Origin of the sequence: Methylobacterium tarhaniae (assembly GCF_001043955.1) — a bacterium.
GTDB classification, from domain to species: Bacteria; Pseudomonadota; Alphaproteobacteria; order Rhizobiales; family Beijerinckiaceae; genus Methylobacterium; species Methylobacterium tarhaniae.
The window spans coordinates 1-18,349 of record NZ_LABZ01000083.1 but is presented as its reverse complement, the minus strand read 5'-3'; the positions used below and the strand labels follow the sequence as shown (position 1 = coordinate 18,349).

Annotated in this window: 16 protein-coding genes and 3 pseudogenes; 6 read left to right on the top strand and 13 right to left on the bottom strand. The window is 71.0% G+C overall.

The genetic code is table 11. The features are described from left to right. Positions 1-2: 2 nt before the first annotated feature. Together VQ03_RS12890 and VQ03_RS12885 are read right to left on the bottom strand one after the other, a co-directional pair. A complete protein-coding gene (locus tag VQ03_RS12890) occupies positions 3-998 on the bottom strand; it encodes a phosphate acetyltransferase (RefSeq protein WP_048451284.1) in 996 nt (331 codons plus the stop codon). A 309-nt stretch (positions 999-1,307) separates the two neighbouring features. Further along, positions 1,308-1,733, bottom strand: coding sequence for a phospholipase A2 family protein (locus tag VQ03_RS12885; protein WP_048451283.1), 426 nt, complete (start codon positions 1,731-1,733; stop codon positions 1,308-1,310). A 291-nt stretch (positions 1,734-2,024) separates the two neighbouring features. Between VQ03_RS12885 and VQ03_RS12880 the strand changes: the two genes are divergently transcribed. Further along, positions 2,025-2,309 carry a hypothetical protein gene (locus VQ03_RS12880; RefSeq protein WP_245292069.1) on the top strand — a complete coding sequence of 95 codons (285 nt, stop codon included), beginning with the start codon at positions 2,025-2,027 and terminating at the stop codon, positions 2,307-2,309. Positions 2,310-2,614: 305 nt separating this feature from the next. Here VQ03_RS12880 and VQ03_RS12875 read toward each other — a convergent pair whose 3' ends face one another. Together VQ03_RS12875 and VQ03_RS35265 are read right to left on the bottom strand one after the other, a co-directional pair. After that, entirely contained in the window at positions 2,615-3,013 is a 399-nt protein-coding gene (locus VQ03_RS12875) for a hypothetical protein (RefSeq protein ID WP_048451282.1), read from the bottom strand. A gap of 169 nt (positions 3,014-3,182) precedes the next feature. Beyond that, positions 3,183-3,332: pseudogene (locus VQ03_RS35265) on the bottom strand (glycosyl hydrolase family 65 domain-containing protein); the annotation flags it as partial. 132 nt (positions 3,333-3,464) lie between these two features. Between VQ03_RS35265 and VQ03_RS12870 the strand changes: the two are divergent. After that, positions 3,465-3,728 (top strand): hypothetical protein, encoded by a 264-nt coding sequence (locus VQ03_RS12870; RefSeq protein ID WP_048451281.1) that lies wholly within the window; start codon positions 3,465-3,467, stop codon positions 3,726-3,728. Positions 3,729-3,986: 258 nt separating this feature from the next. On the opposite strand, the gene copM is transcribed toward VQ03_RS12870, so the two are convergent. Both copM and VQ03_RS12860 read right to left on the bottom strand, forming a co-directional pair. Beyond that, positions 3,987-4,379, bottom strand: a complete 393-nt coding sequence (copM, locus tag VQ03_RS12865; protein ID WP_048451280.1) for a CopM family metallochaperone — start codon at positions 4,377-4,379, stop codon at positions 3,987-3,989. A 234-nt stretch (positions 4,380-4,613) separates the two neighbouring features. Then, positions 4,614-5,345, bottom strand: coding sequence for a GntR family transcriptional regulator (locus tag VQ03_RS12860; protein WP_083467971.1), 732 nt, complete (start codon positions 5,343-5,345; stop codon positions 4,614-4,616). Between the two features lie 544 nt (positions 5,346-5,889). On the opposite strand from VQ03_RS12860, the gene VQ03_RS12855 reads away from it, so the two are divergent. The 4 genes from VQ03_RS12855 to VQ03_RS34580 all read left to right on the top strand — a co-directional run bounded on the left by VQ03_RS12855 (position 5,890) and on the right by VQ03_RS34580 (position 9,792). Beyond that, complete coding sequence (locus VQ03_RS12855) at positions 5,890-6,570, top strand: RraA family protein (RefSeq protein ID WP_048451279.1); 681 nt, start codon at positions 5,890-5,892, stop codon at positions 6,568-6,570. Positions 6,571-6,743: 173 nt separating this feature from the next. Continuing rightward, on the top strand, positions 6,744-8,120 hold the full coding sequence (locus VQ03_RS12850; protein ID WP_048451278.1) for an MFS transporter: 1,377 nt from the start codon (positions 6,744-6,746) through the stop codon (positions 8,118-8,120). Between the two features lie 471 nt (positions 8,121-8,591). Beyond that, positions 8,592-9,494, top strand: a complete 903-nt coding sequence (locus VQ03_RS12845) for a DUF1932 domain-containing protein (RefSeq protein WP_048451277.1) — start codon at positions 8,592-8,594, stop codon at positions 9,492-9,494. Between the two features lie 40 nt (positions 9,495-9,534). Continuing rightward, complete coding sequence (locus tag VQ03_RS34580; RefSeq protein WP_245292071.1) at positions 9,535-9,792, top strand: hypothetical protein; 258 nt, start codon at positions 9,535-9,537, stop codon at positions 9,790-9,792. Positions 9,793-9,993: 201 nt separating this feature from the next. Here the strand turns inward: VQ03_RS34580 and VQ03_RS34575 are convergent. From VQ03_RS34575 to VQ03_RS33750, 7 genes and pseudogenes are all read right to left on the bottom strand, one after another. Then, positions 9,994-10,338: pseudogene (locus VQ03_RS34575) on the bottom strand (NAD(P)H-dependent oxidoreductase); the annotation flags it as partial. 661 nt (positions 10,339-10,999) lie between these two features. Further along, complete coding sequence (locus VQ03_RS12835; RefSeq protein ID WP_048451299.1) at positions 11,000-12,466, bottom strand: protein adenylyltransferase SelO; 1,467 nt, start codon at positions 12,464-12,466, stop codon at positions 11,000-11,002. 435 nt (positions 12,467-12,901) lie between these two features. Then, entirely contained in the window at positions 12,902-14,368 is a 1,467-nt protein-coding gene (locus tag VQ03_RS12830) for an FAD-dependent monooxygenase (protein ID WP_048451276.1), read from the bottom strand. Positions 14,369-14,424: 56 nt separating this feature from the next. Next, positions 14,425-16,038 (bottom strand): FAD-dependent monooxygenase, encoded by a 1,614-nt coding sequence (locus tag VQ03_RS12825; RefSeq protein WP_048451275.1) that lies wholly within the window; start codon positions 16,036-16,038, stop codon positions 14,425-14,427. A gap of 42 nt (positions 16,039-16,080) precedes the next feature. Next, positions 16,081-17,268 (bottom strand): lipase family protein, encoded by a 1,188-nt coding sequence (locus tag VQ03_RS12820; RefSeq protein ID WP_245292068.1) that lies wholly within the window; start codon positions 17,266-17,268, stop codon positions 16,081-16,083. Positions 17,269-17,323: 55 nt separating this feature from the next. Beyond that, positions 17,324-17,644: a GCG_CRPN prefix-to-repeats domain-containing protein gene (locus VQ03_RS12815; protein WP_245292067.1), complete on the bottom strand. Its 321-nt coding sequence runs from the start codon at positions 17,642-17,644 to the stop codon at positions 17,324-17,326. 292 nt (positions 17,645-17,936) lie between these two features. Continuing rightward, a pseudogene (locus VQ03_RS33750) lies at positions 17,937-18,349 on the bottom strand (hypothetical protein); the annotation flags it as partial.

Sequence of the window (18,349 nt, the reverse complement as noted above, 5' to 3'; positions counted from 1 at the left end):
CGCTAGACCTCCGGCAGGGCTGCGCCCGCCCGCCGCGCCGCGGCGACGAGCGAGGCGACCGCGCAGGAGGCGAGCCGGGTCCCTTGCGAATCCGCCCGGCTCGTCAGGATGATCGGCACCCGGGCGCCGAGCACGATTCCGGCGGCGTCCGCCCCGGCCAGGAAGGTCAGGCTCTTGGCCAGCATGTTGCCGGCCTCGAGATCCGGCACCACCAGCACGTCGGCTCGCCCGGCGACATCCGAGCGAATCCGCTTGATCGCCGCCGCGCCGAGATCGATCGCGTTGTCGAGGGCGAGCGGCCCGTCGAGGACCGCCCCGGTGATCTGGCCGCGATCGGCCATCTTGCACAGGGCGGCGGCGTCGATCGTCGAGGGGACCTTCGGGTTGACGGTCTCCATCGCCGAGACGATCGCGACCCGCACGGTCTCGAGCCCGAGGGCGTGGGCGAGGTCGATGGCGTTCTGGACGATGTCGCGCTTCTCCTCGAGGGAGGGCGCGATGTTGATCGCCGCGTCGGTGACGATGAGCGGTCTGTCGTGGCTCGGCACGTCCATCACGAAGCAGTGGCTCAGGCGGCGCGCGGTCCGAAGACCCCCCTCGCGCCGGACCACCGCGGCCATCAGCTCGTCGGTGTGCAGGCTGCCCTTCATGACCGCCTCGGCCGCACCGGCATTGACGAGCGCCACCGCCTCCGCGGCCGAGGCGTGGCTGTGCCCGGCCTCCACGATGCGCCATCGTGCCGGATCGCCGACCGGCCCGGCCCGGTTCCCCGCCGCGAGCGCGGCGGAGGCCGCGAGGATCCGCTCGCGCGGCCCGACGAGGATCGGCTCGATCAGCCCGAGATCGGCGGCTTCCAGCGCCGCGCCGAGCGCGGCCTCGTCGCAAGGGTGCGCCACCGCGACCTTGAGGCGGGCTTGCGCCTGCGCCGCCGCGATCAGGCGCTCGTATTTCTCGTGCCGGCGGCGGACCGGCGCCGCTCGCGTCGTCGCATGCGCCACGGTGCTGTCTCCTGGCGAAGTGGACTCTTGGCGAAGCAGACTCTTGGCGAAGTGGACCGCGGCCCGTCGCGCGATCGATCCCCGGGCGCCGCCTCGACCGGAGCGAGATCGCGACCGGACCTCGCTCCCGCGTCGTCGGTCGGGTCGGCGGGCTCCGATCGGGACTCTCGCGAAGGGCGCCGGTTCGTGCTTGATCGGGCGGGACAGCCGAGGCCGCTTCGACGGCGGCGGCCTCCCGGCCTGCCCGGACGCCTCGGGGCGCGAGGTCGGCACGCCCGGCAGGGTCCGCCGGGTGCGCCGCTCCCCATCCTAATAGGCGTAGGCGGCCCGCACGGGCCGGCCAATGTAGGGATCGGCCCAGATCGGAGCCTCGATCGCCGCGGGATACGGCGCGGGATGGAAGGGCAGCGTCGAGGCGCTGAAGGCGACGAACCCCGCCGCATTCCTCACGTCGTCGGGCTGACGCGGATCGCGCGAGATCAGGTCCGCCTCCCGGAACAGTCTCAAGTTGCAGCGCCGGGACGGCAACCCGCCCGGAGGCGTGCAGGCATCGTGGCGTGCGCAGGCCGCATCGAGCGCATCGACCGGCGGGAGCGGCGCCCGGTTGCCCAGGCCGCAGTAATTGCCGTGGATCAGGAGGCTCGGCGCCGGAGCGTATCCTCCCGACTGGGCCAGGGCAGCCGGCGAGGCCAGCCCCACGACGATGATGCCCAGCGCAGCCATCGTGATGCGCATGAGAAGACTCCGTGCGTCTCCGAGGACGGTCCAGCAGAAGAGGCCGGGTGGGCCGCCGCCGGCCCTCGCGCGTCGCGCCGATCGCCGGCCTCCCTTCAGCAGCTCAGGTTGCACGATAATGTTCGAACGTTCGATGTGCTTGATCGAAGAGGACAGCAGACGATTTCATCGTCTGTATCATCCCCGTTGCAGCGTTCGTGGACCCGATCTATGCTGAATTAAGCCGGATCACTTCGCAGTGTTGCGAGGGGCCGGCAATCGTGACGGCATCGAGGCAGTCTTGCTCGAACGGTGCCGGGATCGGGACCGCCGACAGACGATATCGGCCCGAAGACGATCGATGCGATCATGTCAGACTCGCCGCTCTTCGAGATCAGGATCACCACGGGAGCCGCGGCCACGATCCTGCGCGCCGAGTCGGAAAGCCTGGCGGCGGGCAAGGCCGAGGAGCTCATCCGTCGCGCGCACCATCGCGGCAGCGACATCGCCCTGACCGTGTCGGGCCGCGACGTTCAGGCCGTCCGGCGGATCGAACTCTATCTCGCGAGCGTGATCCACGAGGTGGAACGGGCGTAGCCCGGGAGGACCGCGCAGCCGGGGACCGCCTGACTTCGTCCGTTGCTCCTCGCGCCACGCGCTCGACGTCACGCCCGTCCAGCGCCGGAAGGCATGGGTGAAGGCTGCCGGCTCCGGGAGTTCCAGCACGGACGACATCTGCGCCAGGCTCATGTCCGTGACGTCGGACGGGAGACGGCCCCGACCTGCCGAATCCGCCGCTCCACGCTCGCGCGGATGGGGGGATCGCCGCCCTCGACGGATCGCCTCAGGAGCCGCGCTCGATCGAGCGGGGCGCGACGAAACCCGTCGCGCCGCAGCGTCGCTCAGTAGGCGCGGCACGTGCCGGTATACGAATCGTAGGAGGCGTAGGGTCCGCAGCCGCCATAGGTCGAGCCGTAATAGCCGGCCGCCGCGGCCCCGGCCGCGAGGCCGACCCCCGCCGCAGCCACCCCGTAGCCGGGGCGGTACCCGTATCCGCCGTAACGATATCCGTAGCCGTAACGGCCGTATCGCCCGTATCCTGCTCCGGGCCGGCCGGCTATCGGGCCCGCCGCGCCCCAGCCCGGTCGTCCGACGCCGCCGCGGAAGCCCGCGCCGCGGTACCCGCCAAAGCCGCCGCCCCGGAATCCACCGCCGCGGAATCCGGCCCCGTGGAACCCGCCGCCGCCGCGAAATCCACCGCCGCCCCCGCCGCGGAAGCCGCGGGCCTCCGCCGCTAGGATTGGATTCTTGCATTATTAGCGGCGTTAGACGGTTATAGACCTCGATAATATCAATTTGATAAGTTATAAAACAAGATATCGCTGGCTTCTCAGACGACTGGCGGGATGGGTCAAGCAGGCTCTCAGATTTCCAGTTCCCGGCCGTCGAGCAGAGTTTGGTGGCGGTGGCACGATCGATGTCGATCCGGATTCTCCGACTGCGGACCTCCAGGGTGAAGCTCAGCTGCGACCATGCATCGGGCAGGCAGGGATCGAGGTGGTGAGTTTCGTCGAAGAGCCGGCGCTGGAGTCGATGCCCAGGCAGTGCCGCCGGAAGCAATTGCCAGCCGAGGGCGAACTCCAGGATTGCTGAGATGCAATCCCTCGCCGCTTCAACGAATGAGTGTTGCTATCGCAGATTCAAGCTTCGTATCCTGTCCCGATCCGGCGAGGGCACGCGCAAGGAGACACGATGATCACCCAGTCGATCGCGACCTGCATCGGGCTGACGGTCCTGATGTTCGCCTCTCCCGCATTGTCGCTGGACAGGGGCACGCCGGAGCAGCAACAAGCCTGCACGCCCGACGCGATGAGCTTCTGCGGTCCCTTCATCCCGGATGCCGTGCAGGTCAGAGCGTGTCTGTTGAGCAGGAGGGCGAGCTTGAGCCCGGCATGTCGGGCAGCGATCGCGCCCAGGGCTCATGCGCCTCGCAAGCGGCGACACACGCATCGGTGACGGGGGCTGACGGCGATGCCCTGACAACGACGCCCGGGATCGGATTGCCCCGGGTCGATAGTATGGCTGTCGAATTCTCCCGGTCGGTCGCTTCGGTGGTGGTGCACTCCAGCCGCGACGTGACGACCTGTCGGCCGAGGAGGCGCCGGCGCGCCTCGCCCAGCCGGACACGGTGCTCGTCGATGCGCGCGAGAGCGAGGGACGGGCCGGGACCGGCAAGGTCCCGGCGAGACAAGATCGCCGGCGAGACGGATGGCCTTATCGGGCGCCCTTCTTCTTGAGAAAGGCCTCCATCCGGGCGATCTCGACGTCCTGGGCCTTGATGATCTCCTCGGCCAGCGTCCGGATCTCGGGATCCTTGGAATGCTGGAGGGCGATCTTGGCCATGGCGACGGCCCCCTTGTGGTGGGGGATCATGCCACGCACGAAGTCGATATCGACGTCGTTCGTGTAGCGGATGTCCATGTCCCGATGCATCGCGGCGCCGACGTCCCGGAATGCCCGGGTCGCCGGCGTGTCCGTCGTCGCGGGCACGGGGTGGTGGCCGGCATGGTCCATATGCTCCTTCCCCGGCTTCCCCTGCGCGATGGCCGGGCTCGCGAGGCCGAAGGTCAGGGTGACGGCAATGACGGTCTTGCACAGGGTCTTCATCGATCGGTCTTCCCTGGGGTGGAGATCAGTTGAATTGGCCGCTGGCGGTAGCGCCGTCGGGTCCGGCGGGGCGATGCCGTCGGCGGCCCGCCGCGGCATGCGGGCCGGGCTGACATCGACGCCCGTGATGATGGGCGCCGCCAGATCGGGTCGGCGGGGCTCTGGCGGCATTGCGGTCACTCGCGTGGGGGTGGGCCAGGAATCCGGGCGCCGCGGTGCCCAGGCCGCGGGACCTCAGCGTTCCTCCGCATCCTCGACCGCCCGCGCTGCAGGCCGGGCGGGGGGCGAGGCTCCGTCCTCGTTCGACGCCGCGACCTGACGCCATGACCCGCGATGGCGCATCACGCGGGCATACGACATGCGCAGGTGCAGCTGCATCGCGCGCCGGCCGAGCTCGCCGTCGCCGACGCGGGCCGCGAACGTGATGTCGCGGTGATGATGGAGGCTCTGCGACAACTCGGACGGCGAGTAGATGAAGAACGACCGCACCACGATCGGCATGTCGATCATCGTCTCCAGGATGGAGCGCAACCGGGGCGAGCCCGAATAGTCCAGCAGGGTGCGGTGGAATTCCTTGTTCGTCGTTTGGACGATCGAGATCGCCTCGCCGTCGCCCTGCTCGATCGCGAGCGCCATGGTGCGGTTGCTCGCTTCGAGGCGCTCGACGAGGGCATCGCCGCCGCGCACGACGGCACGCTCGGTCGCGTGCGGCTCGAGCAGCATGCGCAGCCGGAACGTCTCCTCGATATCCGCCTCGCTCCATTCCGCCACGTGGATCCCGTGGCCGGCATCGGCCGTCGCGAGCCCGTCCTCGACCAGTCTCTTCAGGGCGGCCCGGACGGGGCTGCGGCTCAGGCCGAATTCGTGGGCGAGCGGCTCCTCGCGGAGGTGGAAACCGGGCGGGTAATGGCCGCCGACCAGCCTCTGGCGCAGCACGCCGTACGCCCTGTCCTGTCCGCGCGCCATCCAGGCGATCCCTTTCTCTCGATGCTGGCGGACCTTAGCGCCTGGCGCCCGGCGCGGGCAATCGCCTGAGCTTCCAGGGTTTGTACATATTTTGTACGTTTTATGGCGGATCTCCGATGGCTTCGCCGCAATCTGTTGACGTTTTGTATTTTCCTTGTATGAATGACCGGAACGAACGAGAAGGCGCAGGGCAGGAGGCTGCAACGATGCCCGAGCGGTTCGCGATGTGCGGCTCCGCGACGGCGGGATTCGCCGGCGACGCCCTCGGTCGAGACACCGAAGGCGAGCGGATCCGCGGCATTCCAGGCCGTCGGTTGCCGCGCTCGCGCCCGGACGCCGAATGCCGCGCTCCCTCGACACCGAGGCCCGGTCCCGGCGGTCGTTCCGCGACCGTCACGGCGGGATCCGCCCGGCCCTGCGCGCGACCCGGCGTCGCCCGTCGCCGAGCGGGGAATGCGAGGCCCCGGCAGCGCGCGGGCCTGATGTGTCGGTTCGATCCGCAAAGACGAAAAGTCGTTACCCGAAGCAGAGGACACCATACGCCATGAAGGTGCAGGTCACGACGGAAGGTCGGCTTCCCGCCCCTCTGTCTTCCGCCGACGAGCAGGATCTCCGCGGCCTGGTCACGCCCCTGATCAGCGACAACCTGGATCGCTTGTCGGGGGTGACGGGCCTCAACCGCTACAACGGGTCGGGCAAGCTCGTCGGCACCGCGCTCACCGTCAAGACTCGCCCCGGCGACAATCTCGGCATGTACCAGGCCATGACGATGATGCGGCCGGGCCACGTCCTCGTGGTCGATGGCGCTGGAGACCTCAACAACGCGCTCTGCGGCGACCTGATGCGGGCCTACGCCGTGGCCCGCGGCTGCGCCGGCTTCGTGATCGACGGCGCTATCCGCGACGTCGCCGCCTTCGCGGCGGGCGACTTCCCGTGCTACGCGCGGGGCGTCGTGCATCGCGGCCCCTACAAGTCGGGCCCGGCCCGGATCAACGTCCCCGTCTGCATCGGTGGCCAGGTCGTCAATCCGGGAGACGTCCTGGTCGGCGACGAGGACGGCCTCGTCGTCTTCGCACCCGACCAGATCCGCCGTCTCGTCGAGGGGGCCCGGGCCAAGCTGCGCCAGGAGCAGGCGATCATGGCCGAGATCGAGGCCGGGGCGGCGCGCCAGGACTGGCTGCACGGCGCCCTCGAGGACCTCGGCGTCGCGCCCCACGCCGCCTGAGGCGGTTCGCTGGGAGCGGTCGCCACGCGAGCCCGCGACCCGACGACGATCCGGATCGGCGCCGCCGCGCCCGATCTCCACCACGCCGCATCGAGCAAGACGTCCCGGTCCAGGGAACGGCGGAGCACGCGCGCACGGGCTCCGGTCGATGCATCCATTCCGGAGGAAACGCCATGTACGACGCCACAATCGCCGCGGGTTCCGCCGCGACACCCACGACGGCGACCCGCTACCGCTGGGTCGTGATGGGCCTGATCTTCATCGTCTACACCCTGGCGGCGGCGGACCGCGCCAATATCGGCATCGTCCTTCCCTTCGTGAAGAAGGAATTCGCGATGTCCAACACCGAGGCCGGGGCGGTCGTCAGCCTGTTCTTCGTCGGCTACGCCGTGATGCAGATCCCGGCGGGCTTCCTCGTCCGGCGGCTCGGCACCCGGGTCGTGTTCCCGATCTTCATGCTGCTGACCTCCCTGTTCACGGGGCTCCTCGGCACGTCGGGCTCCGTCCTGGCGATGAAGCTCAACCGCCTCGCCCTCGGGACCGCCGAGGCGCCGCTGCCCGTCACCATGCTCTCGACGGTGAACCGCTGGTTCCCGGCCCGCGAGAAGGGCACGGCGGTCGGCCTGTTCCTGGCCGCCGCGAAGTTCGGTCCCGTGATCGTGCCGCCCCTCGGCGCGCTGATCATCGCCACGCTCGGCTGGCAATACGTCTTCTACATCTGCGCCGCGCCCGGGATCGTCTTCGCCGTGCTGTGGTACTTCCTCGTCGTCGACGAGCCGGCCCGCAGCCGCTTCGTGTCGGCGGCGGAGGCCGAGCATATCCGCGACGAGCCGTCGTCGCGGCCGGCGGTGCCGGACGCCGCCGCGCCGGTCGCCGCCGCGCCGCCCGCGCGCCGCTTCGACCGCCTCGACCGCGTCATCCGCGGCCGCCCGGTCCGCCTGATCGCCACCGCCAAGGAGACGTTCCGGTCCGGCAACGTGTGGGGCCTCGCCCTCGGCTACCTGATGATGACCGGGATCATCAACGTCATCCTGGCCTGGCTGCCGACCTACCTGACCACCGTGAAGCACTTCTCGCTGATGAATGTCGGGTTCGTGGCCTCGGCGCCGTTCATCGGCGGCGTCCTCGGCAACATCATCGGCGGCTGGTTCTCCGACCGGGTCGTGGGCAAGCGGCGCAAGCCGACCATCCTCATCAGCGCGGTCTCGACCGTGTTCATGATGTATGCGCTGATCCACGCGCCGAACGAGCCGGTGACGCTCGCGATCCTGCTGTTCCTGACCGGTTTCCTACTGAACGTCGGCTACTCGTCCTTCACCGTCTACCCGGCCGGGCTGACCACCAAGGACGCCTATCCGCTCGCGGTCTCGGTGGTGAATACCGGCGGCCAGGCCGGCGGAGCGCTGTTCCCGTTCCTCACCGGATTGCTGCTCGATGCCTTCAGCTGGGACGCGGTGTTCCTGTTCCTCGCGGCCTCGGCCCTGGTGGCGCTCGCCGTGATGCTGCTGGTCGTCGAACCGGTCGAGACCGAGGCCGCGGCAGCCGGGTAGATCTCCGGCCCGCCCGTCACCGCCGGCACCCGTTCGAGGGCGGCGTCGCCCCTTCCCCGGCGACGCCGGAGGTCGAAGCGCCATGATCGACCAGTCTCCCGGCCCTGCCTCGCCCGACTCGGCCTTCCTCCCCGAACTCCGGGCGCGGGGCTTTGCCGGCGAGCGGGGCCGCCGACCGGACGGTGCCGGCCACCGACAACGCGATCGACCAGACTGCACCGAGCGGACCACCGCCGCCGCGGGCCTGCGCGAGTGGCAGACGGTGTTCGCCCGCCTCGGGCACGGCCTTGCCATTCTGCCCGCGGGCTGCTGCGGCATGGCGGGCACCTACGGGCACGAGAGCGAGCACCAAGCGATGTCCGAGCGCATCTACGGCCTGAGCTGGGCGGGGCATGTCGGCCGCGCCGGCGCGGCCGGCCGCCCCGCGCCGCTACGACCATCCCAGAACCCATTCCAGCGAAGGACACCACCATGTCGGCACCCAAGCAGCAATTCCGGCTCGGCCTCGTCGGCTACGGCGAGATCGGCAGCACCCTGGGCCGCGGGCTGCGGGGCGCCGGCCTGGAGCGGGTGACGGCCTACGACAAGCACGCCTTCGACGGGCCCTTCGCCGGCCTGATCCAGCGCCGGGCGCAGGAGGCCGGGGTCGCCCTGGTGCGCTCGAACCAGGAACTGGCCGACGCCGCGGACCTGCTCGTCAGCGTGACGCCGGGCTCGGTCTCGCTGGAGAGCGCCGCGGCCTTCGCGGGATGCCTGAGCGAGCGGCACGTCTTCTCGGACTTCGCCTCCGCCACGCCGACGATCAAGATCGGCGTCGCCGAGCGTCTCGCCGGCAGCGGCGCGCGCGTCGGCGACGGCTCGATCGAGGGCACGCCGCGGAACGGCTACGCCATGCCGATCCTCGTCAGCGGCCCCTCCGGCGAGCGGGTGCGCGACCTGCTCGTTCCCTGGGGCATGACGATCGACTTCGCCGGCGACCGGCTCGGCACCGCCTCCGGGATCAAGATCCTGCGCTCGGTGCTGATCAAGGGCATCGAGGCGCTGACGGACGAGATGATGCTCGCCGCACGCCATTACGGCGTCGACCAGGCGGTGCTCGCCTCGGCCTGCAAGACCCTGGCACGGCCCTGGATGGACACGATGGAGGCGCTGATCCCGTCGGGCGTGATCCATGCCAAGCGCCGGGCGGAGGAACTGGAGATGTCGGCCGAAGCCGTGGCCGATGCCGGCATCGATCCGGTCATGGCCCGGGCGGTCGCGGCGCGGCTGCGCTGGAAGGCGGGCCTCGGCCTCAAGGAGAAGCTGAACGGCATCGAGCCCGTGAGCGCCGCGGCGGCCTTCGACGAGATCGTCGGCGCGATGTCGGCGCGCTGAACGCGCCCGGGCCGCCCTCCCGCAAACGAAGGAGGACGTCATGAATCCCATTCCGCATCTCCGGCGCGACGTTCTCGCCGGCGCCATGAGGGCGGCCGGCCTTCGGGCCGGCACGGGCGGCGGGGTCATCGCGGCTCGGCCGCCCGTCCGCTCGTCGAGCGGCAGCGAGGCAGCGGTCTACCGCGTGCCCCCTGCGCCGGGGATCCTGCCGGCGCTGGACGCCCTGCCGGCCGAGGACCGCACCGTGCAGGCCCGGCTCAGCGGTGCGTTGCCAAGCGTCGACGCACTCTCGCGATGAAGCGCTGCCGCGCGTCGAGCGTACAGCCGTCATGTTTGTCAGGGCCAACCAATTCAGGCGGCAGCGGGGCGCGCACAAGGTTCGGATGCCGCGCCGGAACAGGCGCCAGTCCGGCCAGCCGACGAGCCAGAGCAGCCAGCGCGGCGAGCCATAGGTCGTGACGACCGTGATGCTGCGGATATGGGTGAGCAGCGGCTGCAGCACATTCGGGCCACCGAGCCGGAACGCGATGCCGGGCAACCAGATCCGGTCGATCCAGCCCTTCAGCATGGCCGGCATGCCGAACCACCAGGTTGGGTACACGAAGACCAAGGCTTATGCGTTTCTGAGGGCGGTGATGTGACGAGCGACCGCGTCGGTGCCGATCGACCGATCGTAGTAGCTGCTCCGCTCATCCGCGCTGAGGACCGGGTCGAAGCCCTCCGCATAGAGATCGATGACCTCTACCCTGTGCCCGGCGGCGTGCAGGCCCTGGATGGCGGCGTCGCGCAAGGCGGCGGCATAGCTCTCTGCGAGAGGATGGCAGTAGATCAGCAGTACGTTCATAGGGCTTCATCAGGTCGTGGGTCGGGGACGGCTGCGGTTTCCCGCGAAGCCTTCCGTTCGACCGGTTTGGGCGACTCTGTCGGGTTCCGATGCGGGAAGCGTATACCTGGATTGGCGGGGGAGGGGACCCGAGCGGTCGGGTGCGGCTGACCACAGCACACGACACGATCCGAGGGCCTGTTTGACTCATACCAGCAGTCATCTGGCACGGATAACGACATTTCTCCCTATCATCCCGTGCATCGGCGAAGTCGAGAACTCGAGGTCCATGACAGCTGACGCCCGAGGATCAAGCGACCAAAGCTCCGCCCCATTCGGAATTCTCGGCGTTCATGGATCCCGGGTTCCGCTGCGCGGCCCCGTGATGACGATGGAGCGCTTCAATTCTGTCGCTTCAATCGAACAGGCGCTGAGGAACCATCCTTCGAGGACGCTGACGCGGCACCTCAGGATGAGGTCGTGGGTGGGAGAGCCTTTCCGGAGGGCTTCAAGCCGCTGTCATGTGCCGTTCTCTGTCGTGTACCGTGTGCCGTGACAATCTATGCCCGCTGGAGCACTTCACGATCGCGGTGCAATCGCGAAAGTCTCCAGGTCTATGACTTTGCCGCATTTCCTACGACGGACCGGTATCCGCGTCGTCGGAAAACGCTCCAAGGCTGCGTCACGTCCCGCAGAACGTCTGCAGGACGCGCTCGTGCTCGGCGGGCGGCAGGGCGTAGGCCTCGCGGTCCGGCTGCTCCTCGCAGGGGGCGGCCAGCACGGTCCGCAGCTCCGCGAAGGGGGCGAAGTCGCCGCGCTCCGCCGCCTCGATCACCGCCTCGATCCGGTGGTTGCGCGGTATGTATTTCGGGTTGACCCGGTTCATCGCCGCCCGGCGCTCCTCGCCCGCCAGGGGCTCCTCGGCGAGGCGCCGGCGCCAGCGCCCGGCCCAGTCGTCATACGCGGTCGGGTCGACGAACAGATCCCGCACGCCCGCATCTCCCGCCGGATCCCGTGCGGCGTCTGCGAGCCGCCGGAAGGTCAGCGTGAAATCCGCCTGGTTGTCCCCCATCCGCTTCAGGAGGTCCTGGCCCAGGGCCGCGTCGTCGTCCCGCGCCGTCAGCAGGCCGAGTTTCCGGCGCAGGCCCGCATGGTAGGCCTCCTCGAAGCGCGGCGCGAAACCCGCGAGCACCTCCTGGGCGGTCGCGACGGCCGCCTCGGTCTCCTCGGCAAGGAGCGGCACCAGGGTCTCGGCGAGGCGGGTCAGGTTCCAGTGCGCGATACGGGGCTGGTTGCCGTAGGCGTAGCGGCCGAGCCGGTCGATGGCGCTGAGCACGGTCGCCGGGTCGTAGGCGTCCAGGAAGGCGCACGGCCCATAATCGATCGTCTCGCCGGCGACCGACATGTTGTCGGTGTTCATGACGCCGTGGATGAAGCCGACCAGCAGCCACTGCGCCACCAGGTCGGCCTGGCGCGCGACCACGGCGGCGAGGAGCGCCCGATAGGGCTCGTCGGCCTGCGCCGCCTGCGGATAATGCCGGGCGATCACGTAGTCGGCGAGGGTCCGCAGCCCGTCGACGTCGCGCCGGAAGGCGAAGAACTGGAACGTCCCGACCCGGACGTGGCTCGACGCGACGCGGGTGAGCACGGCGCCGGGCAGCGGCCGCTCGCGCAGGACCGCCTCGCCGGTGGTGACGGCCGCCAGCGCCCGGGTCGTCGGGATCCCGAGCGCGGCCATGGCCTCGCTGACGAGGTACTCGCGCAGGACCGGCCCCAGAGCGGCGCGGCCGTCTCCGCCGCGGGAGAACGGCGTCGGGCCCGATCCCTTGAGCTGGATGTCGCGCCGCACGCCATCCCGGTCGATCACCTCGCCGAGCAGGATGGCCCGGCCGTCCCCGAGCTGCGCGACCGGCTGGCCGAACTGGTGCCCCGCATAGGCAGCCGCGACCGGCTCGGACCCGTCGGGCACGCGGTTGCCCGACAGCATCGCGACGCCCTCGGGGCCGGCGAGCCAGTCGGGATCGAGCCGGAGCCGGCGCGCGAGGTCCTGGTTCAGCGCGATGAGCGCCGGGGCCGCGACGGGAGTCGGGTCGATCCGGACGAAGAACCTGTCCGGCAGGCGGATGTAGGTGTTGTCGAAGGGGATCATCGCATCCAACGCCTCTGTCGGGCCGACAGAACGCCGGCTCCCTCCTCGAACGAACCTGGCGCAGGGTCGACGGGAGACGATCTCACGACGGGCGAAAATCCTCGTCCATCGGGGCGGCCGTCGGCCGGATCCGTCGCGGTCACGTCATCCTTCGAGACATTCGGCATCCGCGAGGCAGCCGGCGGGCCGGTCCGCGCTCGCGCATCGGCTCGGGCACGGCGTGCGATCCCGGCTCGTGGCATGGCGAGCTGCGCAGCGGAGCCGCGTCATGGATGCCGCGGGTGGTCCGTCGCGAGGGTGATGAGGGCGTGGGTGGCGCCGGGGAAGCGGCGCAGCATGACCGCGATGCCGGCCTCCTCCGGTTCTCGCGACGAAAATCTGCGACCGCACGAGAACCTGAGCGGACGAAGCGTTGGCCTTCCAACGCAAGCCCGCTCAGTCGCTCTGCGCCAGCCCCCGGAGGTACCGCTCCGCCTCGTCCCAGCCGCGCCCTCCCGCCGACAGACCGACGTAACAGTCGGGCCGGACGACGAAGAGGCCGGACGGGTCCGGCGGCGACCGCGGCGCCGCCTCCAGGAGACCGGGAAAGCGCCCCGCCAAGGCGGCTCCCCGCCCCGCATCGGCGGCGTAGAGCACGAAGCGCGGCTCGCCTCCCGTGCCCGGCGGCGGTCCTTCATAGGCCTCCGGCTCCCAGCGCGCGCCGGATCCGGGCCCCTTCGACAGCGGACTTCCCCCATAGGCGATCTCGATCTCGCTCATCGTCGTCGCCAAGCGGTTGCGCACCGTGTGCAGGCCGAGGAGGAAACGCAGCGCGAGATTGCGGGCCCCCTGCGCCGCCGGGTTCGACAGCGTCGCCATGTCGGTGAGCCGGCCCGCATTGCGCAGCACCAGGTCGCCGACCGCGCTCCGCTCGGGGCTGTAGCTGGCGAGAAGCGACGCGCCCGCCCGGCCGCGCACCACCATCGCCAGCTTCCAGGCGAGGTTCACCGCGTCCTGCATGCCGGTATTCATGCCCTGGCCGCCCGCGGGGCTGTGGATATGCGCCGCGTCGCCGGCCAGGAAGACGCGGCCGCGCCGGTACTCGGACACCTTGCGCTCGTTGATGCGGAAATGTGTCAGCCAGACCGGGTCGGAGGTGCGAAAGCCGCCGCCGGCGCGCCGGTCGATGAGGGCCTGGACGTCGGCGAGGGTGGGATCGGGCCGCGGGTGCGCCGCATCCGTCCTGCCCACCGTGGCGACGACCCGCGCCCGGCCGTGCGGGATCGGGAAGACCACGAAGGGGCCGTCGCGGTGCAGGTAGGTCGCGATCTCGTCCGGAGGCGGCGCCCCCGGACCGTCGAGGCGCACGTCGGCGAGGAGCCAGTCGTCGCCCTGGGCCGAGCCCTCGAAGGCGAGGCCGAGCCCGTGCCGCACGGTGCTGTGGGCGCCGTCGCAGCCGATCAGCCACGGCGTCCCGACCGTCTCCTCGCGACCGTCGGCATGCCTCAGGCGCGCCGCGACGCCGTCCGCCGCCTCGGTGAAGCCGGCCAGCTCCACCTGCCGCTCGACCGCGACGCCGAAGGACCGCAGATGGGCGGTGAGGAGGCGCTCGGTATCCCGCTGCGGGACCATCAGGGCGAAGTTGTAGGCGCTCGCGATACTCTCGAAGCGCGGCTGGCCGAGAATCGTCCCGCCGCTGCGGATCGAGGCGCCGGGGGCCCGAAGCCCCGCATCCAGGAAGGCCCGGCTGCAGCCCATGCGATCCATGAGCTCGAGCGTGCGCGACCAGACCACGAGGGCCTTGGAGGTCTCGGTGGCGTGCGGCGCGCGGTCGATCAGGCGCACGCCGACACCGTAACGGGCAAGCTCCGCCGCCATGGTCAGGCCCACCGGGCCGGCGCCGACGATGAGAATGTCTGTCATCTGACCTCCTCTCCGCTGCGCGGTCGCAGCCGGTCGGGTTTCCGCGAAACGCCGGCTCAGGCGGCCGGGAACAGCCTCCGGAGATGCGCCCGAAGGCCGGGCTCCCGCCACGAGCGGCCGCGCCAGCCGAGATGGCCGTCCGGCCGCACGAGGCAGCTCGTCGCCCGGCGCCCGTAAGCCTCGGCGAACGCTCCCGTGCGGTCCTCGAGAAGCTCGGCCCCCGGAAGCGCGTGTCCTGCCGCACGGCTCGCCACGACGACGACGCGCAGGTGATCCCGCAAGAGGTGATCCCGCATCCAGCCGGCGAGGTCCTGCATCGTCCCGGGCTCGCAGGCGCCGTTCAGGTGAACCAGCAGGACGTGCCGCGTGCCGCGCAGCACGTCGAAGAGGCGCAAAGGAAAGCCGAGCCCCTGCCGCACGAGACCGTTCACGTCCGGGGCGCGGTCGCCGGCCGCGGGACCGGCATCGTCCGGCCCGCCCGCCTCGTCCTCGACGAAAGCCGTCCCCCGGTAGGAGACCGAGACCTGGGCGTCGGCGGCCCGGTCGGGGGCGCCGCCCCGCTCGCGGCCATATCCCTCGCTCGCCTTGCGGGTCCTGGCGATCACGTCCGCTCCGACCGGGCGGCGCTCCCCCTCGTAGCTGTCGAGCAGGCCGTCGGGGCTCGCGCCCTTCAGAACGAGAGCCAGCTTCCAGGCCAGGTTGTAGGCGTCCTGGATGCCGGTATTCATGCCCTGCCCGCCGGTCGGCGGGTGGATGTGGGCGGCGTCGCCCGCGATGAAGCAGCGTCCCCGGCGATAGGCGTCGGCCAGGCGCATGCTGATCCGGTAGACGGAGGACCAGCGCAGCGCGGAGAGCGGTGCGGGATCGGGCAGGAGATCGTCGGCCACCGCCTGCAGGTCGGCGAGCGTGGGGCCTGCGAGTTCGGCCTGGATGCCGTGATCCGTCCTGCTGCCCGGAACGAGGTGGGGCGGCGCCAGCATCGAGATGCGGTAGCGGCCGGGCTCCGGCAGCGGGATGGCGATGAACATGTCGGGCGGGCCGCCGTCCACCAGCCGCAGGGCGCGCACCGACATCCCGTACGGCACGTCCCAGTCGATCCGCACGTCGCCGAGCATGAACGGCCACGGGTAGGCCGCCCCCGTAAAGCCGATCCCGAGCAGCCGCCGAACCGCGCTGTGCGCCCCGTCGCAGCCGACCACGTAAGCCGCGCGAACGTCCTCGGCGGGCCGGCCCGCCCGCGCGACGCGCGCGCCGACGCCCTCCGCATCCTGGCTCAGGGCGGCCAGGACCGCGCCCCGCTCGATCGCGATGCCGAAGCCGGCGAGGTGCCGGGTGAGAATGCGCTCGGTCTCGTATTGCGGCAGGCCGAGGGCCGCGTAGGGCAGCCCCGGATCGGGCTGGACGGCGTCGGCCGCCCTCCGGCCGTTCACGACGGAGCGCAGGCCCGTCAGCCAGAGGCCGGCATCGATCATCTCGCGGGCGACGCCCATGTCGTCCCAGACTTCCAGCGTCCGCGGCGTGACGCCGATGGCGCGGCAATAGTCCGAAGGCTGCGGTGCGGCGTCGATGATCCGGGGGCGCAGCCCGTGCCGGGCCAGTTCGCAGGCGAGCGTCAGCCCGACCGGGCCGGCTCCGACGACCAGGACCTCCGCCACCGGGACCTCGACCATCGCCACCTCCTCACGCTCGCGGACCCGATGCGACGCCGGGGGCTAGGGCGCCCCGCAATTGCTCGGCGCCGGCTCGCCGGCGAACCGGTCGCCGATCCAGTCGAGGGCGGCCGGCGCCGCATCCCTGGCGATGGAGAGGTGCCCGACGCCCGGCACGAGATCGAACGCGACTGGGCTGCCGGCCCGGCACAGCCGCTCCCGGTAATCCTGCGTCACCCGCGGCAGCACCAGGGTGTCGGCGGCGCCCTGCGCGAGGAAGACCGGGACGCGCGGCGGCAGCGTGCCGGGCGTGTTGCGGGCGAGGAGCCCGCGCCAGGGCTCGCGGTCGGCGAGGTTGTCGACCGCGAGGAAGCCCCGGTCGAGCGCCTTCGACGGGCCGCGCCGCTCCAGCACGTCGACGACCGTCTCGATGCACTCGTTGGCGAGCTCGTCGATCACGGGAAGCGCAGAGGGCACCACCACCTGCGTCATGGGCGCGCCGTAGACCTGCGACCACGACCACAGGGTCATGGCGGTGAGGTTCTTGCCGCCCGAGGTGTCGAGGTCGGCCATCATCAGGGTGGCGAGCTCGGTGGCCGGCGCCGCCGCCGCGACGCCGGCGAGCGACAGGTCCGGCGCGTAGCCGCGGGCCAGGATGCCGGTGAAGAGCGCGGCATGGCCGCCCTGGGAGTGTCCCCAGACGGCGAAGGCGTTCGTCGCGCCTCCGGGGCCGGCGAGCTGCCGGGCGGCCCGCACCGAGTCGAGCACGGCGCGTCCCTCGCTGATCCCGACGAGGTAGGGATGCACGCCGGGCGTGCCGAGGCCCGGATAGTCGGTGGCGGCCACGATGTAGCCGCGCGCCAGCATCTCGCTCAGGCCCTGGATCGAGCGATAGAGCACGCGGGCGAGCGAGGGCGCGCATTTGTCGACGACGCCGGTGGTCGGGTGGGCCCAGGCGACGACCGGGCGGCCGCCGGGCGGCACCGGCCCGGCCGGCACGATGATGGCGCCCGAGACCGCGATCGGCTCGCCGCGCAGGCCGGTCGAGCGGTACAGCACGCGATACGCCGTGGCGCCGTCGGGCGCGTTCGGAAGGGGCTGCGCGTCGAGCAGCGTTCCGGGTGCCGCGCGACCGGGCGCCTGCCGCGCCTCGGCGGAGGGCGCGGCCGAGGCGAGGCCGAGCGCGACCATGAGGGCCCCGGCCACCCGACCGGACCGCGAGGCCGCGGCCTGCATCACTCTCTCCAGCACGTCGCTCTCCGGTGGGGCTGGCTTCGACAGGGGATCTCGTCCGTCCGGCCGGCGCTCACGGCTTCCAGCCGCCGCCCGGCAGGCGCCCGTGATAGGGCGTGTTGCGGCAATGCCCCCAGGGGCCGCGCCAGTATCCGGGAGGGCAGCCGTTGCCGGCGCGGGCCTGGTACCAGCCGCCGGGCAGCCGTCCGACATAGGGGGTGCTGCGACAATGGCCCCAAGGGCCGCGCCAGCGGCCGGGTCCACACCCGCCGGCGACGCGCTCGATCGGAGCCGCGGCCGCGCGATCGACCGGGACGGGCAGGGCCTGGGCTGATCGCGCGTAGGGGACGGCGAAGGCGATGGATGCGGCGAAGAGGACGATCGCGCGATGCATGGTGTCGGGCCTCCCGGTCTGCTCCTCATCAATCATAGAACTAACAAGCTTGGCAAGACGCGTAATCGATGAAATTGGTAAAATTGCCACCTATAATCAATAAAATTGACTCTTTCGGCAGCTTGTCATTGTTGCAGAATACGGGCGCGATCGAGCTGCGCGAGTTTCCTTTCCGGGGATGAGGCTCGCATCGCCGCCTCGGGTTGCACGTTCGCAAGAGTGATCGTCCGTGGTCAATCGCTCGGCGTCCAGCGCGCCGACTGTGCGTCTCCGGCGTCCGATCTGCCCGGCATCATCTATGACGCTGCCTTGTTTGCTGCCCGCCCTCGCCGATGCGGAAGTCGAAAGCGTAGGGTTGCGGGTCGGTCGCGCTCGCCATCCGGTCGCGCACCGGGCCGTCCCTGTCCCCGGCGTTGACGCGCGCGAACAGCGCGTCGATGCCCAGGGTCTCCTCGGCGGTTCCCCAAAACACCCAGCGACGCCCGTCGAGGCACCTCTCCGGCGAGCAGGCCCAAAGGCCGATGCCGCCCCGGTGGATGGTGTCGATGAAACCTGCGAGCGTCCGCGCCTCGCCGGTCGTCGCCCGGCCCTCGCTCCTGCCCGTCCTCGGTCTCGTTCCGGTCTTGCCTGGCCCGGCCCGGCCCGGACCTGTCGGCGACGTCCGCCCGCCCCGCTGCCCGAGCGCGCTCCGGCGATCCTCGTCGG